Below are 17,992 nucleotides of genomic sequence, written 5' to 3' on the forward strand. Positions count from 1 at the left end.
CGGCTAACCGTGCCTTTCTGCAGTCGGCGCTGGGACAGGGCGGAGGTGGGTCGGCTGACCGGGGGTCACAGCACCTGGGCCTGGGGCCCGTCGGGGCGTTCGAGCCGCGCGTCGATGACCTCGCGGGCGATCGCGGACACCTCGGCGTCCGGGAGCCGGCGGAAGCCCTCCTCGGTCATCACCGTGATGAGCGGGAAGACCCGCCTGGCGATGTCGGGGCCGCCGGTGGCCGAGTCCTCGTCCGCCGCGTCGTAGAGCGCCTGGACCACCGCGGTGGCCAGCTGCCGCTCCGTCAGGTCCTTGCGGTAGAGCTTCTTGAGGGTGCCGCGGGCGAAGACCGAGCCGGAGCCGGTGGCCGCGAAGCCCGTCTCCTCGCTGCGGCCGCCGGTGACGTCGTAGGAGAAGATCCGGCCCTTCTCCCGGTCGGTGTCGTATCCGGCGAAGATCGGGACGACGGCGAGGCCCTGGAGGGCCATGCTGAGGTTGCCCCTGATCATCGTGGACAGCCGGTTGGCCTTGCCTTCGAGGGAGAGGGTGGCGCCCTCGATCTTCTCGTAGTGCTCCAGCTCCAGCTGGAAGAGCTTGACCATCTCGACCGCGAGGCCCGCGGTGCCGGCGATGCCGACCGCCGAGTACTCGTCGGCCGGGAAGACCTTCTCCATGTCGCGCTGCGCGATGATGTTGCCCATCGTGGCCCGCCGGTCGCCGGCCAGGATGACGCCGCCGTCGAAGGTCGCGGACACGATCGTGGTGCCGTGCGGCAGCTCGACGGCGCCCTTGAGCGGCGGCAGCGCCCGGTTGCCCGGCAGCAGCTCAGGCGAGTGATCGCCGAGGAAGTCGAGGAAAGACGACGAGCCGGGCGTCAGGAAGGCGGCCGGCAGACGCCCTGTGCTGCGAGAGTTGGCTTCCACGCGAGTCCTTCCACACGATCTTGAGGTCGTTACGGACCCTACCCGCCGGTCCGGTCCGGAAATCCATCCGCCCCGCGGACCGGATACCGGCCGCGGGGCGGGGTGAGAGCGGCTACTGTCCGCCCTTTTGGACGAATGAGCGCACGAAGTCCTCCGCGTTCTCCTCGAGGACGTCGTCGATCTCGTCGAGGACGGAGTCCACGTCGTCCGAGAGCTTCTCGTGGCGTTCCTTGAGGTCTTCGGCGGCCTGGGCGTCCTGCTGGACCTCCTCGACCTCGTCCGTGGAACGCGTCGCCTTCTGCTGCCCGCCGTCGGTGTCCTTGGTTGCCATGTCCCTCACCCCGCTCGGTTGCGTGTCCTACAAGATCGACCCTACAAGCAGGGCCCGTCCCCGGCTCTCGAATACGTCAACGTCCGAGTGCTACCCCGTTGATTCCCGGTTCTGGCCCGTTTCAGCCGCCCGACAGGATGCGAACCAGGTCTTCGGCCGTGCGGCAGCGGTCCAGCAGCTCCTTGACGTGGTTGCGGGTGCCGCGCAGCGGTTCGAGCGTGGGGACCCGTTGCAGCGAGTCACGACCCGGCAGGTCGAAGATGACCGAGTCCCAGGAGGCGGCGGCGACGTCGTCCGCGTACTGTTCGAGACAGCGGCCGCGGAAGTACGCCCTGGTGTCCTCAGGGGGCTTGGTGACCGCCCTGAGGGTCTCCGGCTCCTCCAGCAGCCGCTGGATGCGCCCGCGGGCCACCAGGCGGTTGTAGAGGCCCTTGTCGGGCCGCACATCGGCGTACTGCAGGTCGACCAGCTGGAGCCGTGCGGCGTCCCAGCCCAGGTTGTCGCGGCGCCGGTAGCCCTCCAGGACCTCCAGCTTGGCGACCCAGTCCAGCTCGCCCGACAGGCTCATCGGATCGCTCTCCAGCCGGTTGAGCACGTCCTCCCAGCGGGCCAGCACATCCCGGGTCTGCGGGTCCGCGTCGGAGCCGTAGCGCTCCTCGGTGTACTTGCGGGCCAGCTCGAAGTACTCCATCTGGAGCTGTACGGCGGTCAGCGTGCGGCCGTTGCGCAGCGTGACCAGGCGTTGCAGGGACGGGTCGTGCGAGACGTCGTGCAGGGTGCGGACCGGCTGGTCCACCGCCAGGTCCACCTTGATGAAGCCGTCCTCGATCATCGACAGCACCAGGGCGGTGGTGCCGAGCTTGAGGTAGGTGGAGATCTCCGAGAGGTTGGCGTCGCCGATGATCACGTGCAGCCTGCGGTACTTCTCCGCGTCGGAGTGCGGTTCGTCGCGGGTGTTGATGATGGGCCGCTTGAGGGTGGTCTCCAGGCCGACCTCGACCTCGAAGTAGTCCGCCCGCTGGCTGAGCTGGAAGCCGTGCTCGTGGCCGTCCTGGCCGATCCCGACCCGGCCCGCGCCGGTGACCACCTGGCGGGACACGAAGAAGGGCGTGAGGTGCCTGACGATGTCGGAGAACGGCGTCTCGCGCTTCATCAGGTAGTTCTCATGGGTGCCGTAGGAGGCGCCCTTGTTGTCGGTGTTGTTCTTGTACAGGTGGATCGGCTGGGCGCCGGGCAGCTGGGCGGCGCGCAGCGCGGCCTCGGCCATGATCCGCTCGCCGGCCTTGTCCCACAGCACCGCGTCCCGCGGATTGGTGATCTCGGGCGACGAGTACTCCGGATGGGCGTGGTCCACGTAGAGCCGGGCACCGTTGGTGAGGATCACGTTGGCCAGGCCGATGTCCTCGTCCGTGAGCTGGGTGGAGTCCGCCGCGTCCCGCGCGAGATCGAAGCCGCGGGCGTCCCGCAGCGGGTTCTCCTCCTCGAAGTCCCAGCGGGCGCGCCGCGCCCGGTGCATCGCCGCCGCGTAGGCGTTGACGATCTGGGACGAGGTGAGCATGGCATTGGCGTTCGGGTGACCGGGGACGGAGATCCCGTACTCCGTCTCGATGCCCATTACTCGCCGTACGGTCATGCGGCCCTCCTTGCCCGGCTCCGGCCCGTGCGGGCCGGAAAACACACCGGCTGCGGGTACCCGCTGTCGGGACCCGCAGCCGGAGGGTAGTGCTTACAGATACTGTCCGGTGTTCGCCACGGTGTCGATGGAGCGTCCCGTGTCCGCGCCCTGCTTTCCGGTCACCAGGGTGCGGATGAACACGATCCGCTCGCCCTTCTTACCGGAGATTCGGGCCCAGTCGTCGGGGTTGGTGGTGTTCGGCAGGTCCTCGTTCTCCTTGAACTCGTCGACGCATGCCGCGAGCAGGTGGGAGACGCGCATGCCGCGCTGCTCGTGGTCGAGGAAGGCCTTGATCGCCATCTTCTTGGCCCGGTCCACGATGTTCTGGATCATCGCTCCGGAGTTGAAGTCCTTGAAGTACAGGACCTCCTTGTCACCGTTGGCGTAGGTGACCTCCAGGAAGCGGTTCTCCTCGGTCTCGGAGTACATCCGCTCGACCACGGACTGGATCATGGCGTCCACGGTGGCCGCCTTCGACCCGCCGTGCTCCGCCAGGTCCTCGCCGTGCAGCGGGAGCGTGTCGACCAGGTACTTCGAGAAGATGTCCTTGGCCGCCTCGGCGTCAGGACGCTCGATCTTGATCTTCACGTCCAGCCGGCCCGGGCGCAGGATCGCCGGGTCGATCATGTCCTCGCGGTTGGAGGCGCCGATCACGATGACGTTCTCCAGGCCCTCCACACCGTCGATCTCGGCGAGCAGCTGCGGGACGATGGTGTTCTCCACGTCCGAGCTGACGCCGCTGCCGCGGGTGCGGAAGAGCGATTCCATCTCGTCGAAGAAGACGATGACGGGGGTGCCCTCGCTCGCCTTCTCCCGGGCACGCTGGAAGACCAGGCGGATCTGCCGCTCGGTCTCGCCGACGTACTTGTTCAGCAGCTCGGGTCCCTTGATGTTCAGGAAGTAGCTCTTGCCCTGCGGCTGCCCGGTGACCTCGGCGACCTTCTTGGCCAGCGAGTTGGCGACCGCCTTGGCGATGAGCGTCTTGCCGCATCCGGGCGGGCCATAGAGCAGGACGCCCTTGGGCGGGCGCAGTTCGTATTCCTTGAAGAGGTCGGCGTGCAGGTAGGGCAGCTCCACCGCGTCGCGGATCTGCTCGATCTGATTGCCGAGGCCGCCGATCTGGCGGTAGTCGATGTCGGGGACCTCTTCGAGGACGAGCTCCTCGACCTCGCTCTTGGGCACCCGTTCGTAGACGTACCCGGAGCGCGGTTCGAGCAGCAGGGCGTCGCCGGTGCGCAGGGTGCCGTCGAGCAGCGGTTCCGCAAGGCGGACCACCCGCTCCTCGTCGGTGTGCCCGATCACCAGGGCCCGCTCGCCGTCCTCCAGGATCTCCTTGAGGGTGACGATGTCGCCGACCCTCTCGAACTCCATCGCCTCGACCACATTGAGCGCTTCGTTGAGCATCAGCTCCTGTCCGCGCCTGAGCTCGTCGAGGTCGACCGACGGGCTGACGTTCACCCTGAGCTTGCGCCCGCCGGTGAAGATGTCCGCCGTGCCGTCGTCATTGGCCTGCAGGAAAACGCCGAAGCCCGCCGGTGGCTGCGCGAGCCGGTCGACCTCCTCCTTGAGGGCCACGATCTGGTCGCGGGCCTCGCGAAGGGTGCTCGCCAGCCTTTCGTTCTGCGCGGACACGCCGGACAGGTTGGTCTGCAGCTCGACGATCCGCTCTTCGAGAATCCTCGTGTGACGCGGAGAGTCGGCGAGCTTGCGTCGCAGGACGGCGATCTCCTGCTCAAGAAAGGCGACCTGGCTCATGGGGTCTTCCGAACCACGAGCGGGTCGGCCGCCACGGTTGATGTCGTCGTCGTGGGCCGCCACGGTCCTCACCTCCTCCAAGGGGAGCTGGACGTTTCCAGACCCTACCTGGGCCGGTGGGGGTTGAAACCCCTAGATCACAAAGACGATCGCGGTGTGTCCGATCTTCACCCTTGCGTACGTCCCTCCGCCACTGGGATACCCACCGAGCACGCCCGGAAAGCCGCCGGTTGTATCGTCGATTCGGTCAACAGCCGGACAGGGCGGTTGCTTCCCGAACGACCAACGGCAGGGATGAGTTTCCGTGAGCAACGAAACGGCCGAAGCGCTCGAGGTCTGGATCGACCAGGACCTGTGCACGGGCGACGGGATCTGCGTGCAGTACGCACCGGAGGTCTTCGAGCTGGACATCGACGGCCTCGCCTATGTGAAGGGCGACGACGACGAGCTGCGACAGGCCCCTGGTGCCACCGTACCCGTGCCGGTGGCCCTGCTGCGGGATGTGGTGGATTCGGCCAAGGAGTGTCCCGGCGACTGCATCCATGTCCGGCGCTCCGCCGACCGCGTCGAGGTGTACGGCCCCGACGCGGAGTGAGCGCACGGTGACGGCCGCGCGCTCGGCGTACGCCGGTCAGACGGTGTTGGCTGCGGGCCCGGGGATCGCCACGTAGCGGTCGTCGCGCCACTCCCAGGAGTAGCCCCGGCTCATGTCGGGGCAGCACTGCGGGACGCTGTCGGACGAGAAGCCCAGCACGGTGGCCCTGACGGTGCGGCCCTCCAGCCGGAAGCCGCTGATCTGCCGGTTGTCCTCGGGCCTGACCAGCGTCACCGCGATCACGGGGGCGCCGCCGGCCTTCCCTGGCGCGGACAGGATGTACACCCCGCTGGGCGGGGTGCCGGTGTCGGAGTGGCAGCGCACCACCACGGCGGTCTCGGGCCGGCCGTCGCCGTCGAGGTCGCCCGAGACCTTGTCGACCACATCGGTCTTCTCGCCGTCCGGGCAGTTCAGCGGGTATGTCGCGGCGGCCGGGTCGGGAGGTGTGACCGGAGCGCCGGGGGTCTTGGCCGCGGCCGCGGGAGCGGCGGGCGCATTGGCCGCGGCCGCGGGCCTGCCCGGCGAGGCGTCGGCGGTCGGGACGAGGGCTATGGCGGCCACCACGGCGCCCAGTGCGGCGGCCGTACTGATCCAGTGGATGCCGCGGGTGTGGGTGTGCGGGAGGTCCTGGCCTGCGGACGGCTGCACTCGCCTGACTCCTGGGATCGTTCTGCGGGGGTGGCCAGCATGGTGCCATACGTCACACCCGGTGGGAACTCCGGGGGCCGCCGAGCCGCGGGAGCGCCCGGCCGCGCCGGTGAAAAAGCCGCCGCCGGTTTGTCGGAAGCGGACAAACCGGCGGCGGCGAGGCGAAGTTGGCCGAAACTACGCGCCCGACTCCTGGCGGTCGGCGGCCGAGCCGCCGCCGCTGGAGCTGCCGGGTCCCGTGTAGTCCTCGCCGTAGGCGCCCTTCGCGGGCCGGCGGCGGCGCAGCGGCGGTTCGACGCCGTCGGCGAGCCGGCGGGCGGTGAGCAGGAAGCCGGTGTGGCCGATCATCCGATGGTCGGGCCGGACCGCGAGGCCCTCCACGTGCCAGGTGCGGACCATGGTCTCCCAGGCGGCCGGCTCGTTGAAGCTGCCGTGCTCCCTGATCGCCTCGACGGTCCGCGCCAGCTGCGTCGTGGTGGCCACGTAGGCGCACAGGATGCCGCCGGGCACCAGGGCCTTGGAGACCGGCTCCAGGCACTCCCAGGGGGCCAGCATGTCCAGGATGACGCGGTCCACGTCGGTGTCCGAGAGGTGGTCCTGGAGGTCGCCGACCGTGAGCTGCCACGCGGGGTGCGGGCCGCCGAAGTAGCGCTCGACGTTCTGGGTGGCGATCTCGGCGAAGTCCGCGCGGCGCTCGTAGCTGTGCAGCATCCCGTGGTCGCCGATCGCCCGCAGCAGGAAGCTGCTCAGCGACCCGGAGCCGACGCCGGCCTCGACCACGCGGGCGCCGGCGAAGATGTCGGCCATCGCCAGGATCTGCCCCGCGTCCTTGGGGTAGACCACGGCGGCCCCGCGGGGCATGGACAGGACGTAGTCGGGGAGCAGCGGGCGCAGCGCGAGATAGGCGACGTTTCCCGTGGTTCGGACCACGCTGCCCTCGGGAGCACCGATCAGCTCGTCATGCGGGAAGGCACCCTTGTGGGTGTGGAACTGCTTCCCGGCTTCGAGCGTGAAGGTGTAGTGGCGTCCCTTGGGGTCGGTGAGCTGGACCTGGTCCCCGACTTTGAAGGGCCCGCGTCGGCGGGCGGCACCGGTCGGTTCGGACATGGGGATCACCTTATCGGGCTTTCCGCCCACCCCTGACCGGCAAGCCCGCCCCCCACCGAACCCCCGAAGGTCGGCGACCGAGCCGCAGGCGTGCGGGCCGAGTGAGCCGAAGGGGTGCGGGTGGTGTCGAAAGGGAGAACGCGCGGAGGTCGCGAGGAACGAGCGACCGAGCACGATCGACCGTCGACACCGCCTCAAGCACCCCGGAGGCGAACCGAGCGCCCCGAAGATCAAGACGGCCGTGACATCGCCGCGAGGAAGGCCTTCTCGACGTCGGCGGTGGCCAGGACGCCGTAGATCTCGCCGGTGGGCTCGACCACCAGGTATTCGGTGGACGGGGTGGCCTTGAGGGTGTCGAGCAGGGCTTCGCCGGCGAGTTCCGCGGAGACCCGCATGCCGGGGGTGAGGTCCTGGGCGAGGCCGCTGACCGCGACCCAGGGACGCCGGTGCTCGGGGACGGTGACGATCGAGGATTCGCGCACCAGCGCCGTGGGGTCGCCGCGGCCGTCGACGACGACCAGCGCCCTGGCGCCGGCTTCGTGGGCCCGTCGCAGCGCCTCGGACAGCGGGGTGTCGGAGGAGACGGGGACCGCCCTGCGGGTCAGGGTGCGGGCGCGCAGGTCGGGCAGCCGCTCGCGCAGCCTGGCCATCCGCAGGCTGTTGCCCGCGCCGGTCCAGATGATGGCCGCCAGGATCGCGGCGAGCAGCGCGTCGGTGAGCGAGTCGAAGCCGGTGCCGCCGTCGTCGCCGTTGCGGGCGTAGGACAGCATCGGCAGCCCGATGAGCACGGCGAGCGCGAGCCCGCGGCCGACCCAGGCCGCGGCCACCGTGCCGGTCATCGCCTTGCCGCTGATCTTCCAGACCACGGCCCGCAGCATCCGGCCGCCGTCCAGCGGCAGGCCGGGCAGGAAGTTGAAGATCGCAACGATCAGGTTGCTGATCATGAGTCCGGCAAGCAGCACCCCCGGCACCGTGCCGGACTCCACGAGCTGCATCCCGCCGAAGAAGACCCCGGCGAGCACCAGCGAGAGCAGCGGCCCGACGAAGGCCAGCATGAACTCCCTGCCCGGTGTGTCGGACTCCTTCTCGATCTCCGAGACGCCGCCGAAGAACTGCAGCTGGATCCGCCGCACGGGCAGCTTGAAGCGCAGCGCGGCCACCGTGTGGGCCAGCTCGTGGATCAGCACCGAGCCGTAGAAGGCCACCGCGAAGAACAGCGACACCAGGTAGCGCACCCCGCCGAGCTCGGGCAGGACGGTGTCGAGCTGGTCGCCGAAGACCCAGGTGATCAGGGCCGCCACCAGGAACCAGCTGGGCGCCACGTAGATGGGCACGCCGAAGAAGCGGCCCATCAGGATTCCGCCGCCGGGCCCTCGCGGAGACTTGCCGGGGGCGCCGTTCTGGGCAGGGGCGTCGCTCTTCCGGGACGGCGGCCGACCGCTCTCGCTCACTGCTTCCCCTCGTTCGGATCCGGGCCCCTCACCGCTCTCACGGGTCGAGGCCTCTGCTGCCATGCTATTGCGCCGTTACGCCCGACGGGCACCGGCTTGTCGGTGCCAGGCCGTAGGGTCGTCCCCCATGGGGACCAGCATCGAGAGCATTCCGCCGCGCCCGCCGTCGTCGTTGTCGCCGTCGCGCGCGGCCGACTTCATGCGCTGCCCGCTGCTGTACCGGCTGCGGGTGATCGACCGGCTGCCGGAGAAGCCGACGCCGGCCGCCACCCGCGGCACCGTGGTGCACGCCGTCCTCGAACGACTTTTCGACGTCCCGGCCGCCGACCGTACCGCCGGGCGGGCCAGGGATCTGGTGCCGGGCGAGTGGGAGCGGCTGCTGGCCGCCCGCCCCGAGCTGTCCGTGCTGTTCGACTCGGCGGACCCCGGCGCGCTCGCCGAGTGGCTGGACAGCGCCCGCGCGCTGGTGGACCGCTGGTTCACCCTGGAGGACCCGACGCGCCTCGAACCGGCCGAGCGCGAGCTGTACGTGGAGACCGTGCTGGAGTCCGGGCTGACGTTGCGCGGCTACGTCGACCGGCTGGACGTGGCGCCCGCCACCGGCGATCTGCGGGTGGTGGACTACAAGACGGGCAAGGCCCCGCGCCCGGAGTACGCGGACGAGCCGATGTTCCAGATGTCCTTCTACGCGCTGGTGCTGTGGCGGCTGCGCGGGGTGGTGCCGCGGCGGCTCCAGCTGGTCTATCTGGGCAGCGGCGACGTGCTGACGTACGACCCGACACAGGCCGACCTGCTGCGGACCGAGCGCAAGCTGCTGGCCCTGTGGGAGGCGATCAGGGCGGCGACCGTCAGCGGCGACTGGCGGCCGCGCCGCACACCGCTGTGCGGCTGGTGCGACCACCAGGCCTTCTGCCCGGAGTTCGGCGGGACTCCGCCGCCCTACCCGCTGGGGGCGACGGCGGGCGCGCCGTCCCTCGTGGGCGAGAATGGCCCGGTCTAGCGAAGACGGAGGAGTACCCGTGGCGATCCGCGTCCTGCTTGTGGACGATCAGCCCCTGCTGCGTACCGGTTTCCGGATGATCCTGGAGGCCGAGCCCGACCTCGTGGTGGTCGGTGAGGCCGGGGACGGCCAGCAGGCGCTGGACCAGGTGCGGGCGCTGCAGCCCGATGTGGTGCTGATGGACATCCGGATGCCGCGGATGGACGGGGTGGAGGCCACCCGGCAGATCACCGGCCCCGACCGCTCGGGGCCCGCGAAGGTGCTGGTGCTGACCACCTTCGACCTCGACGAGTACGTGATCGAGGCACTGCGGGCCGGTGCCAGCGGCTTCCTGCTCAAGGACGCGCCGGCGGCGGAGCTGGTGCAGGCGATCAGGGTGGTGGCCGCGGGCGAGGCGATGCTCGCGCCGAGCATCACCCGGCGGCTGCTGGACAAGTACGCCGGCCGGCTGCCGTCGGGCGACGAGTCGGTGCCGCAGCCGCTGCACGCGCTGACCGAGCGCGAGGTCGAGGTGCTCAAGCTGGTGGCCCGCGGCCTGTCCAACGCGGAGATCGCCGCCGAGCTGTTCGTCTCGGAGACCACCGTGAAGACGCATGTCGGGCACGTGCTGACCAAGCTGGGGCTGCGCGACCGGGTGCAGGCCGCGGTGTACGCGTACGAGAGCGGCCTGGTGCGCCCAGGGGCGGGCTGATCCGCCGGGATCCGCGGGACGGACCCCGGGTCAGTCGGCCGGGCCGCGGCCCAGCTCCCAGAACTGGGTGACGGACGAGGCGTTCAGGGCCCACTCGGCGCCGCTGATGCCGTCCCGGGCGGCCAGGTACTGCTTGCCCTGCCACAGCGGCAGCACCGCGGCGCCTTCGGCGATGATCCGCTGCGCCTGCTGGAGGGGCGCCACCGCGTCGGCGCGCTTCGGCTGCTGCCTGCCGTCGGCGATCAGCTGCTGGAGCTGCGGGGTGGTGGCGGCCGGGCCGAGGGCGCCGCCGGGGCCGAAGAAGGGTGCCAGGTAGTTGTCGGGGTCGGGGAAGTCGGGGAACCAGCCGAGGCCGTAGACCTGGTAGCGGTGCGCCTCGTAGCCGGCCCGGTAGGTGTTCCAGTCGGGCACCCCCTGGAGGTCGACCCGGAAGACGCCGCCGTTCTCCAGCTGCCGCTTGAGCGCGGCGAACTCCGCGGCGGTGGCCTCGCCGTAGTGGCCGGTGCTGTAGCTGAGGGTCAGCGGCACCGGTGTGGTGAGGTGTGCGGCGGTGACCAGTTGCCGGGCGCGCCGGGAGTCCGGCAGCGCGGGGTCGTAGAAGGCGTTGGTGTGCCCTGTGATGCCCTGCGGCACGACGGAGTACAACGCGTCCGCCGTGCGCTTGTAGACGTCCCTGATGAGCGCCTGGCGGTCCACCAGCGCGGCGGCGGCCCGCCGGACGGCGAGCTGCCCCGCGACCGGGTCGGCGAGGTCGAAGACCAGGAGACCGGTCTCGGTGCCCGCGGCCTCGGTCAGCTTCACGTGCGGATCGGCGTCCTGGCTGTAGCGGCTGATCTGCCCGGGGGCCATGGTCCGGCTCATCACGTCGATGGTGCCGGCCTTGAGTGCCTTCTCCATCGCCGCGGACGAGGGGAAGAACCGCAGCTCCACCCGGCTGTTGTGCAGCGTGGCCGAGCCCTTGTAGCGCGGGTTGGCCACCAGCACGGCCCGGTCGCCGGGGACGAGCGACTCCAGGGTGTACGGGCCGGAGCCGGCCACCCGGTAACCGGGGTGCAGCTTGTCCGCCGCGTACTGCCTGCTGTCGACGATCGCGGCGGCCGGGGTGGTCAGCTTGAGCGGGAAGGTCGCGTCGGGGTCCTTGAGGTGGAAGACCACCGTGCCGGCGTCGGGGGTCTCGACCTTGTCGATGTCCGCGAGCAGCGCCGCGGGCCCGCCCGGCTCGTCGATCGCCAGCATCCGGTCGACCGAGAACTTCACGTCGCGCGAGGTCAGCGGGTGGCCGTCGGAGAAGGTCAGGCCGCTGCGCAGCGTGCAGCGGTACTGCTCGCCGAGGGTGTCGGTGAAACCGCACTCCCGGGCCGCGTCGGGCTGCGGGTCGGTTCCGGTGCGGGGCAGCCTGACCAGCGTCTGGTAGGTGTTGCCCAGCACGGTCCAGCTGCCGACGTCGTAGCCGGCCGCCGGGTCCAGCGGGGCGGGGTTGCGCGCCGAGGCGCTGACGGTGTCCGTGGTGCCGACCACCAGGGCCCTGCCGGCGTCCCCGCCGCCGCTGCCGGAGTCGCATCCGGCCAGCAGCAGCGGGGCGGCGAGGCCGATGACGGCCGGCACCGCGAACAGCTTGCGCAACATCCTCGACGTTCTCCCTCGTCCACCCGCCGGTGCCGGCGGCCCACACGGCGCCGCGGTCAGCTCTTGCCGCGGCCCAGCTCCCAGAACTGCGTGGTGGTGGAGGAGTTCAGCGCCCACTCGACACCGGTGATGTCGGCGCGGGCGGCGATGTACTGCTTGCCCTGCCACAGCGGCAGCATCGGGACGTCGTCGGCGATCAGGTTCTGCGCCTTGGTGAAGTCCGTGGTGGTCGCGCCGCGTTCGGCCTGCTTGCGGGTGGCCGGCAGCAGGGTGTTCTGGATCGTCTTGTTGGCGTAGGCCAGGTTGAGGAAGTTGTCCTTGTCGAAGAAGGGCGCGATGTAGTTGTCCGGGTCAGGGAAGTCCGGCAGCCAGCTGATGGCGAAGACGTCGTACTCGCGCTGGGACGCCTTCTTCAGGAAGGTGTTCCACTGCTCGTCCTTGGTCGTGGCGTTGAACAGCCCGCTCGCGTTGAGCTGCCTGGCGATCTCCTGGGCCTCGGCCTGGTTCATCGTGCCGCCGGTGTCACGGCGGAAGTTGATGGTCACCGCGACCTTGCCGGTGATGTCGGCGTCGCGCAGGAAGGACTTGGCCTGCGGGATCGAGGGGTCCCTGTACTTGTTGTAGAAGGAGTTGGTGTGCGTGGTGATGCCCTGCGGGATGATCGAGTACAGCGGGTCGGCCGTGCGCTTGTAGACGTCGCGTGTGATGGCCTGCCGGTCGATGAGCTGGGCCATCGCCTTGCGGACCGCGAGGGTCTTGAGCGTCGGCGACTCGGTGTTGAGGAACAGGTAGCGCGCCTCGCCGCCGGGGGACTCGGTGAGCTTGACGTTGGGGTCGGTGCTGCCGAGCAGCTTGCCGATCTGGTCCGGGCTCAGGGTGCGGGCCATCACGTCGATGCTGCCGGCCCGCAGCGCGGACTCCATCTTGTTCGAGTCGGCGAACAGCTTGAGCTCGATCGCGCTGTTGTTGACCTTCAGCGTGCCGCCGTAGTGCGCGTTCTTGGAGAACTCGCCCTGCTTGGCCTCCACGAAGGAGTCCAGCGTGTACGGGCCCGAGCCGACCAGGTGGAAGCCGTTGTAGGGCTTCTCCGCCGCGTAGACCTTGTGGTCGACGATCGCGGCGGCCGGCGTGGCGAGCTTGGCGGGGAAGGTCGCGTCCGGCGCCTTGAGGTGGAAGACCACCGTCTTCTCGTCCGGCGCCTCCACCGACTTGACGCCGGATATCAGCGAGGCGGGACCGGTCGGCCAGTTGATCTTCTGCATCCGGTCGATCGAGAACTTCACGTCCTGCGCGGTCATCGGGTCGCCGTTGGAGAACTTCTGGTCCTCCCGCATCGTGCACTGGTACGTCAGCACGCTGACGTCCGTGTAGTGGCAGTCCTTGGCCGCGTCCGGGCTCGGGGTGGTGCTGCCCCGCTGGTAGGTCAGCAGCATCTGGAAGGTGTTGTAGAAGATGTTCCAGGTGGCGCTGTCGTACGAGGTGGCGGGGTCGAGCGGCGCAGGGTTGTCCTTCGTCAGCTCGATGCTGTCGGTGGTGCCGACGACGATGGCCTTGCCGCCGCCGCTCCCCCCGCCGGAACCGCCGCACCCGGTGAGCAGGGGTGTCATCACGCCCAGCAGGGCGGGCAGCACCAGAAGCTTGCGGTTCATCGTCGTCGTTCTCCTCTTGTTCCTGCTCATGTTCCGGTGGCGCTCGCGACGGGCTCGCGCAGGTGGCAGGCCACTTGCACGCCGGTGGCCGGGATCAGGCTGAGGCGCGGATCCCGCGGCGGCGCGAACTCCACCACGGCCCGGCCGTTTTCGGCATGCATCGTGACCACCCCGCGCCAGAACGGTTCACGCGGTTCGGCTTCCGATGCTTCCTCGCGCAGGTGCCGGAGGTATTCCAACACATCTTCGGGAGAGTGGCCTCGGCCGGGTGCGATTGCGACGGTCGTCAAGTCCGCGGCGGCAAGCGACTCGACGTCCGCGAAGAGCGATTTCTCCCGGGCTGACGCCTCGGGGGCGAGCTCCAGCCAGCGGTTCTCCAGCAGCGTCCGCAGGTCACGGGCCTCCCAGCCGCACTCGGCCACGGCGACCGGGCAGCGGGGGTGGAAGGCGCAGCCCATCGGCGGCCTGGCCGCGTCGGGGATCTCGCCGCGCGGCAGTTCGCGGGGCAGCGCGCGCTCCGGGTCGGGCTCGGGGATCGCGGCCAGCAGCGCCTCGGTGTACGGGTGCTGCGGGTCGGCGAAGACCTGCTCGGTGGGCCCGTACTCCACGATCCGGCCGAGGTACATGATCGCGATGGTGTCGCAGAAGAACTTCGCGCTGGCCAGGTCGTGGGTGACGTACACGTAGGTCAGGTCGAGGTCGCGCTTGAGGTCCAGCATCAGCTGGAGGATCTTGGCGCGGACGCTCATGTCCAGCATGGAGATCGGCTCGTCGGCGACCAGCAGGTCGGGCTCCGCGATGATCGCCCGTGCCAGCACGGCCCGCTGCTTCTGGCCGCCGGACAGGTCGCCGGGGAACTTGCCGAGGTAGCGCTCCGGCGGGGTCAGGCCGACCCGCTCCAGCGCGTCCACGACCTTGGCCTCGTACTCCTGCTCGTCGGCCACGAGGTTGTGGATGCGCAGCGGGTGGCCGACGGCGGTGCGGATGTCCATCGCCGGGTTGAGCGAGGCGTGCGGGTCCTGGAAGACCATCTGGAGCTGGCGGCGCAGCGGGCGCAGGGCGCGCTCGCCGAGCTCGGTGATGTCCTGCCCGCGGTAGCGGACGGTGCCGCCGGTGGCCCTGGTCAGGCCGATCAGGGTGCGGCCCAGGGTGGTCTTGCCCGAGCCGGACTCGCCGACCAGGCCGAGCACTTCGCCCTTGCGCACGGTGAGGTCGATGCCGTCGACGGCGCGGACCGCGCCGGCCGCGCGGCCGGAGAGGCGGCCGAGCAGGCCGCCGCGCAGGCCGAAGTGCACTTCGAGCCCCGCGGCCTCGACGAGCGCGTCGCCCACCGGGGCGCCCTCGTGCTCGCCGGACGGTTCGATGTCAGGCTTCGTCAGCAACGCTGATCTCCTCTACAGCGGCGAGCGGTTCACGCCCGTCGGGTCCCAGCTCGTCCACCAGCGACGGTTCCGCCTCGAGCGCCTGATGCCAGCAGGCGCTGACCACGCCGGTCGGCAGCAGCACCTCGGGCGGCTCCACCGTGGCGCAGCCGCGCATCGCGACCGGGCAGCGCGGGTGGAAGCGGCAGCCCTCGGGGGGTTCCACCAGGTCGGGGGGGCTGCCGGGGATGAAGTGCAGTCCCGTGGTGGCCAGCGAGATGGTGGAGCGGAGCAGTTCCTTGGTGTACGGGTGCTGCGGGTGGGCGAAGACCTCGCGGGCGTCGCCCTGCTCCACGATGTGGCCCGCGTACATCACCGCGACCCGGTCGCACGCCTCGGCGACGATACCGAGGTTGTGGGTGATGAGCACCAGCGAGGTGTCGAAGTTCTTCCGCAGATCGGCGAGGATCTTGATGATCTGCGCCTCGACCAGCACGTCGAGGGCGGTGGTGGGCTCGTCGGCGACGATGAACGCGGGCCGCAGCACCAGGGCGAGCGCGATCATGATGCGCTGCCGCATACCGCCGGAGAACTCGTGCGGGTAGCTGCTGTAGCGGCTCTCGGGGATGCCCATGCCGCGCAGCGCGGTCAGCGCGCGGGCCTTGATCTCCTGCTTGGGCAGGCCCTTGTGGTGGGCGCGCAGCGCTTCCTCGAAGTGCTGCGAGATCCGCATCAGCGGGTTGAGCCGGGTCATCGGCTCCTGGAAGATCAGGCCGAGTTCGGGGCCGCGCAGCCGCTGGATCTCCTTGGCCGGCAGTCCGACGAGGTTGCGTCCCGCGGCGCCGGGGCTGCGCAGGACGACCTCGCCGTCGACGGCGGCCGCGGGCGGGGTCAGGCCGAGCACACCGCGGCCCAGGGTGGACTTGCCGCAGCCGGACTCGCCGACCAGGCCGAGGGTCTCGCCGGGCCGTACGTCGAAGCTGACGCCGTCCACGGCTCGTACCGGGCCGCGGTCGGTGCCGTACCAGACGCGCAGGTCGCGGACGGACAGGACGGGTTCGGTCACTTGACGGCCTCGCCTTCGGGAACCGCGGGAGCGGTGACGGTACGGCGCCGGGTGTGCGCGGGAAGCAGCACCTTGCGGATCCGGCGGCGCCGCATGGTCGGGTTGAGCACGTCGTTGAGTCCCTCGCCGAGGAGCGTGAAGCCGAGGATGGCGATGACCATGGCCAGGCCCGGGTAGAGGCAGGTCCACCACATGCCGGCGTTGACGTCGTCGATGGCGCGGTCCAGGTCGTAGCCCCACTCGGCGGCCTCGGTGGGCTGGATGCCCAGGCCGAGGAAGCCCAGTCCGGCCAGGGTGCCGATCGCGTCGGCGGCGTTCATGGTGGTGATCACCGGAACGGACTGGATGACGTTGCCGAAGAGGTACTTGCGGATCACCACCGAGGGCTTGGCGCCCATCGCGCGGGCGGCCTCCACGAAGGTGGCCTCGCGGGCGGACAGCGCGGAGGCCCGGACGACCCTGAAGTACTGCGGGATGTAGACCACGGTGATGGACAGCGCCGCGGTGACCACGCCGCCGCCGGAGATGCCGGAGAAGACGAAGCCGGCCACGATGGCGAGCAGCAGGTAGGGGAACGCGAACAGGGCGTCCATCACCAGGACAAGGATGCGGTCGAGCCAGCCGCCGAAGTAGCCGGCGACCAGGCCGAGCAGCACACCGAGGATCAGCGAGAAGATCACCGCGAGCACCATCACCTCGAGCGCGGTCCTGGCGCCGTAGATGGTGCGGGAGAGCACGTCGAGGCTCTGCACGGTGGTGCCGAACCAGTGGTCGCCGTCCGGCGAGCCCTGCTTCGGGAAGGACTTGCCGCCGTCCTTGTAGGTGTCGAAGCTGTAGGGCGCGATGAGCGGGGCGAAGATCGCGGTGATCACGAAGAGCACCGAGATGACCGCGCCGGTCCACAGCATGAACTTCGGCACACCGCGCGCCTCGCGGATCGCGGAGACGATCCGGCGCAGGCCGCCGAAGCGGGTGGACGCGGTGGGCTCGATCGGCCCGGTGGGGAGAGTCGTCGTGGCCATCAGTAGCGCACCCTCGGGTCGATCAGCGCGTTGACGAAGTCGATCAGCAGGCTGATCACGACGACGACCAGGGCGAAGACGGTGACGATGCCCTGGACGGCGACGTAGTCGCGCTGGTTGATGTAGTCGATCAACTGGCGGCCGATGCCGGGCCAGTTGAAGATCTTCTCGGTGAGCACCGCACCGCCGAGCAGCATGGCGACCTGGAGTCCGAGCACGGTGATCACCGGCACCAGGGCGTTGCGGAAGCCGTGCCTGGCGACGACGTGGCGCTCCCTGACCCCGCGGGCGCGGGCCGCCTCGATGTAGTCGCCCTGGAGCGACTGGATGAGGTTGATCCTGATCATCCTGATGAAGACGCCGACGATCAGCAGGCCGAGCGCGATGGACGGCAGCAGCAGGTGCTGGAGGATGTCGGTGACCGCGTCCCAGTCGCCGTCCAGCGCCGCGTCCACGATCAGGATGTGGGTCTGGGTGGGCACGTTGAGCTGGATCAGCGGGGAGGCCTGTCCCGAGGTGGAGCCGAAGGCGAGCATGAGCAGCGGTGCGGTGACGAACACCGGGGCCGCGTAGCTGATGGTGCTGGCCAGCCGGCTGATCACGTCGACCGGGCGGTCGCGGTAGCGGCCTGCCAGCAGGCCGACGGGGATGCCGATGACCGTGGCGAAGACCAGCGCGCCCGCGGTCAGGGTCAAGGTGGCGCCGCCGTTCTCGATGATGATCTCGCGCACGCTGCGGCGATCGGAGAAGGTGGTGCCGAAGTTGAGGGTGACCACCGATTTCAGGTAGTCCCAGAACTGCTGGTAGAGCGGGGCGTCGAAGCCTGCCGCATGCCGTCTCGCGGCGAGTTCCGCCGCGTTCAGCTTGCCGCCCTGCGACGCCGAGATCGGGTCGCCGGGTGCCACCCGCATCATGACGAAGACCAGGATCAGCAGGATCAGGACCATGGGCACGGCGAGCGCGATCCGGGTGAGGATGTAGCGCCGCAGCGAGCCCGACTGCTTGCTCGTGTTGCTCATGCGGTGACTTTCCGGTGGCTGTCCGGTCTGGCCCGGACCGTGGACGACGAGATGCGCGGGAGGGGTGCCGCGTGCCGGGGCCGGC

The 17,992-nt window shown here is 70.1% G+C and carries 16 protein-coding genes; 3 read left to right on the top strand and 13 right to left on the bottom strand.

Going from position 1 to position 17,992, the window contains the following annotated elements; all coding sequences use genetic code 11:
* Positions 1-65: 65 nt before the first annotated feature.
* The 4 genes from prcB to arc all read right to left on the bottom strand — a co-directional run bounded on the left by prcB (position 66) and on the right by arc (position 4,735).
* Complete coding sequence (gene prcB / locus ACGFMP_RS11695; protein WP_393671914.1) at positions 66-911, bottom strand: proteasome subunit beta; 846 nt, start codon at positions 909-911, stop codon at positions 66-68.
* 112 nt (positions 912-1,023) lie between these two features.
* On the bottom strand, positions 1,024-1,242 hold the full coding sequence (locus ACGFMP_RS11700) for a ubiquitin-like protein Pup (RefSeq protein WP_033178213.1): 219 nt from the start codon (positions 1,240-1,242) through the stop codon (positions 1,024-1,026).
* Between the two features lie 121 nt (positions 1,243-1,363).
* Entirely contained in the window at positions 1,364-2,875 is a 1,512-nt protein-coding gene (gene dop / locus ACGFMP_RS11705; protein WP_393671916.1) for a depupylase/deamidase Dop, read from the bottom strand.
* 93 nt (positions 2,876-2,968) lie between these two features.
* Positions 2,969-4,735: a proteasome ATPase gene (gene arc / locus ACGFMP_RS11710; RefSeq protein WP_393671918.1), complete on the bottom strand. Its 1,767-nt coding sequence runs from the start codon at positions 4,733-4,735 to the stop codon at positions 2,969-2,971.
* Between the two features lie 241 nt (positions 4,736-4,976).
* On the opposite strand from arc, the gene ACGFMP_RS11715 reads away from it, so the two are divergent.
* Complete coding sequence (locus ACGFMP_RS11715) at positions 4,977-5,267, top strand: ferredoxin (protein ID WP_393671919.1); 291 nt, start codon at positions 4,977-4,979, stop codon at positions 5,265-5,267.
* Between the two features lie 36 nt (positions 5,268-5,303).
* Here the strand turns inward: ACGFMP_RS11715 and ACGFMP_RS11720 are convergent, their stop codons facing one another.
* From ACGFMP_RS11720 to ACGFMP_RS11730, 3 genes are all read right to left on the bottom strand, one after another.
* Positions 5,304-5,915 carry a hypothetical protein gene (locus tag ACGFMP_RS11720; protein WP_393671920.1) on the bottom strand — a complete coding sequence of 204 codons (612 nt, stop codon included), beginning with the start codon at positions 5,913-5,915 and terminating at the stop codon, positions 5,304-5,306.
* Between the two features lie 177 nt (positions 5,916-6,092).
* On the bottom strand, positions 6,093-7,022 hold the full coding sequence (locus tag ACGFMP_RS11725) for a tRNA (adenine-N1)-methyltransferase (protein WP_393671922.1): 930 nt from the start codon (positions 7,020-7,022) through the stop codon (positions 6,093-6,095).
* A 230-nt stretch (positions 7,023-7,252) separates the two neighbouring features.
* Complete coding sequence (locus ACGFMP_RS11730; protein WP_393671923.1) at positions 7,253-8,473, bottom strand: site-2 protease family protein; 1,221 nt, start codon at positions 8,471-8,473, stop codon at positions 7,253-7,255.
* Positions 8,474-8,600: 127 nt separating this feature from the next.
* Here ACGFMP_RS11730 and ACGFMP_RS11735 point away from each other — a divergent pair, with 127 nt between their 5' ends.
* Together ACGFMP_RS11735 and ACGFMP_RS11740 are read left to right on the top strand one after the other, a co-directional pair.
* Complete coding sequence (locus tag ACGFMP_RS11735; protein WP_393671924.1) at positions 8,601-9,473, top strand: RecB family exonuclease; 873 nt, start codon at positions 8,601-8,603, stop codon at positions 9,471-9,473.
* 19 nt (positions 9,474-9,492) lie between these two features.
* On the top strand, positions 9,493-10,164 hold the full coding sequence (locus ACGFMP_RS11740) for a response regulator (RefSeq protein WP_393671926.1): 672 nt from the start codon (positions 9,493-9,495) through the stop codon (positions 10,162-10,164).
* Between the two features lie 30 nt (positions 10,165-10,194).
* On the opposite strand, the gene ACGFMP_RS11745 is transcribed toward ACGFMP_RS11740, so the two are convergent.
* The 6 genes from ACGFMP_RS11745 to ACGFMP_RS11770 are packed head-to-tail and all read right to left on the bottom strand — an operon-like array spanning position 10,195 to position 17,907.
* Positions 10,195-11,790 carry an ABC transporter substrate-binding protein gene (locus tag ACGFMP_RS11745; protein ID WP_393671928.1) on the bottom strand — a complete coding sequence of 532 codons (1,596 nt, stop codon included), beginning with the start codon at positions 11,788-11,790 and terminating at the stop codon, positions 10,195-10,197.
* A gap of 56 nt (positions 11,791-11,846) precedes the next feature.
* A complete protein-coding gene (locus ACGFMP_RS11750; protein ID WP_393671929.1) occupies positions 11,847-13,439 on the bottom strand; it encodes an ABC transporter substrate-binding protein in 1,593 nt (530 codons plus the stop codon).
* 26 nt (positions 13,440-13,465) lie between these two features.
* A complete protein-coding gene (locus ACGFMP_RS11755) occupies positions 13,466-14,821 on the bottom strand; it encodes an ABC transporter ATP-binding protein (RefSeq protein WP_393671931.1) in 1,356 nt (451 codons plus the stop codon).
* Positions 14,805-15,866: an ABC transporter ATP-binding protein gene (locus ACGFMP_RS11760; RefSeq protein WP_393671932.1), complete on the bottom strand. Its 1,062-nt coding sequence runs from the start codon at positions 15,864-15,866 to the stop codon at positions 14,805-14,807. Before ACGFMP_RS11760 ends, ACGFMP_RS11755 begins: the two co-directional genes overlap by 17 nt.
* Positions 15,863-16,888, bottom strand: a complete 1,026-nt coding sequence (locus ACGFMP_RS11765) for an ABC transporter permease (protein ID WP_393671933.1) — start codon at positions 16,886-16,888, stop codon at positions 15,863-15,865. Before ACGFMP_RS11765 ends, ACGFMP_RS11760 begins: the two co-directional genes overlap by 4 nt.
* Positions 16,888-17,907, bottom strand: coding sequence for an ABC transporter permease (locus tag ACGFMP_RS11770; protein ID WP_393671934.1), 1,020 nt, complete (start codon positions 17,905-17,907; stop codon positions 16,888-16,890). Before ACGFMP_RS11770 ends, ACGFMP_RS11765 begins: the two co-directional genes overlap by 1 nt.
* Positions 17,908-17,992 lie beyond the last annotated feature (85 nt).

Source organism: Streptomyces sp. NPDC049040 (genome assembly GCF_043197715.1).
In the GTDB taxonomy this organism is placed as follows: Bacteria; Actinomycetota; Actinomycetes; order Streptomycetales; family Streptomycetaceae; genus Actinacidiphila.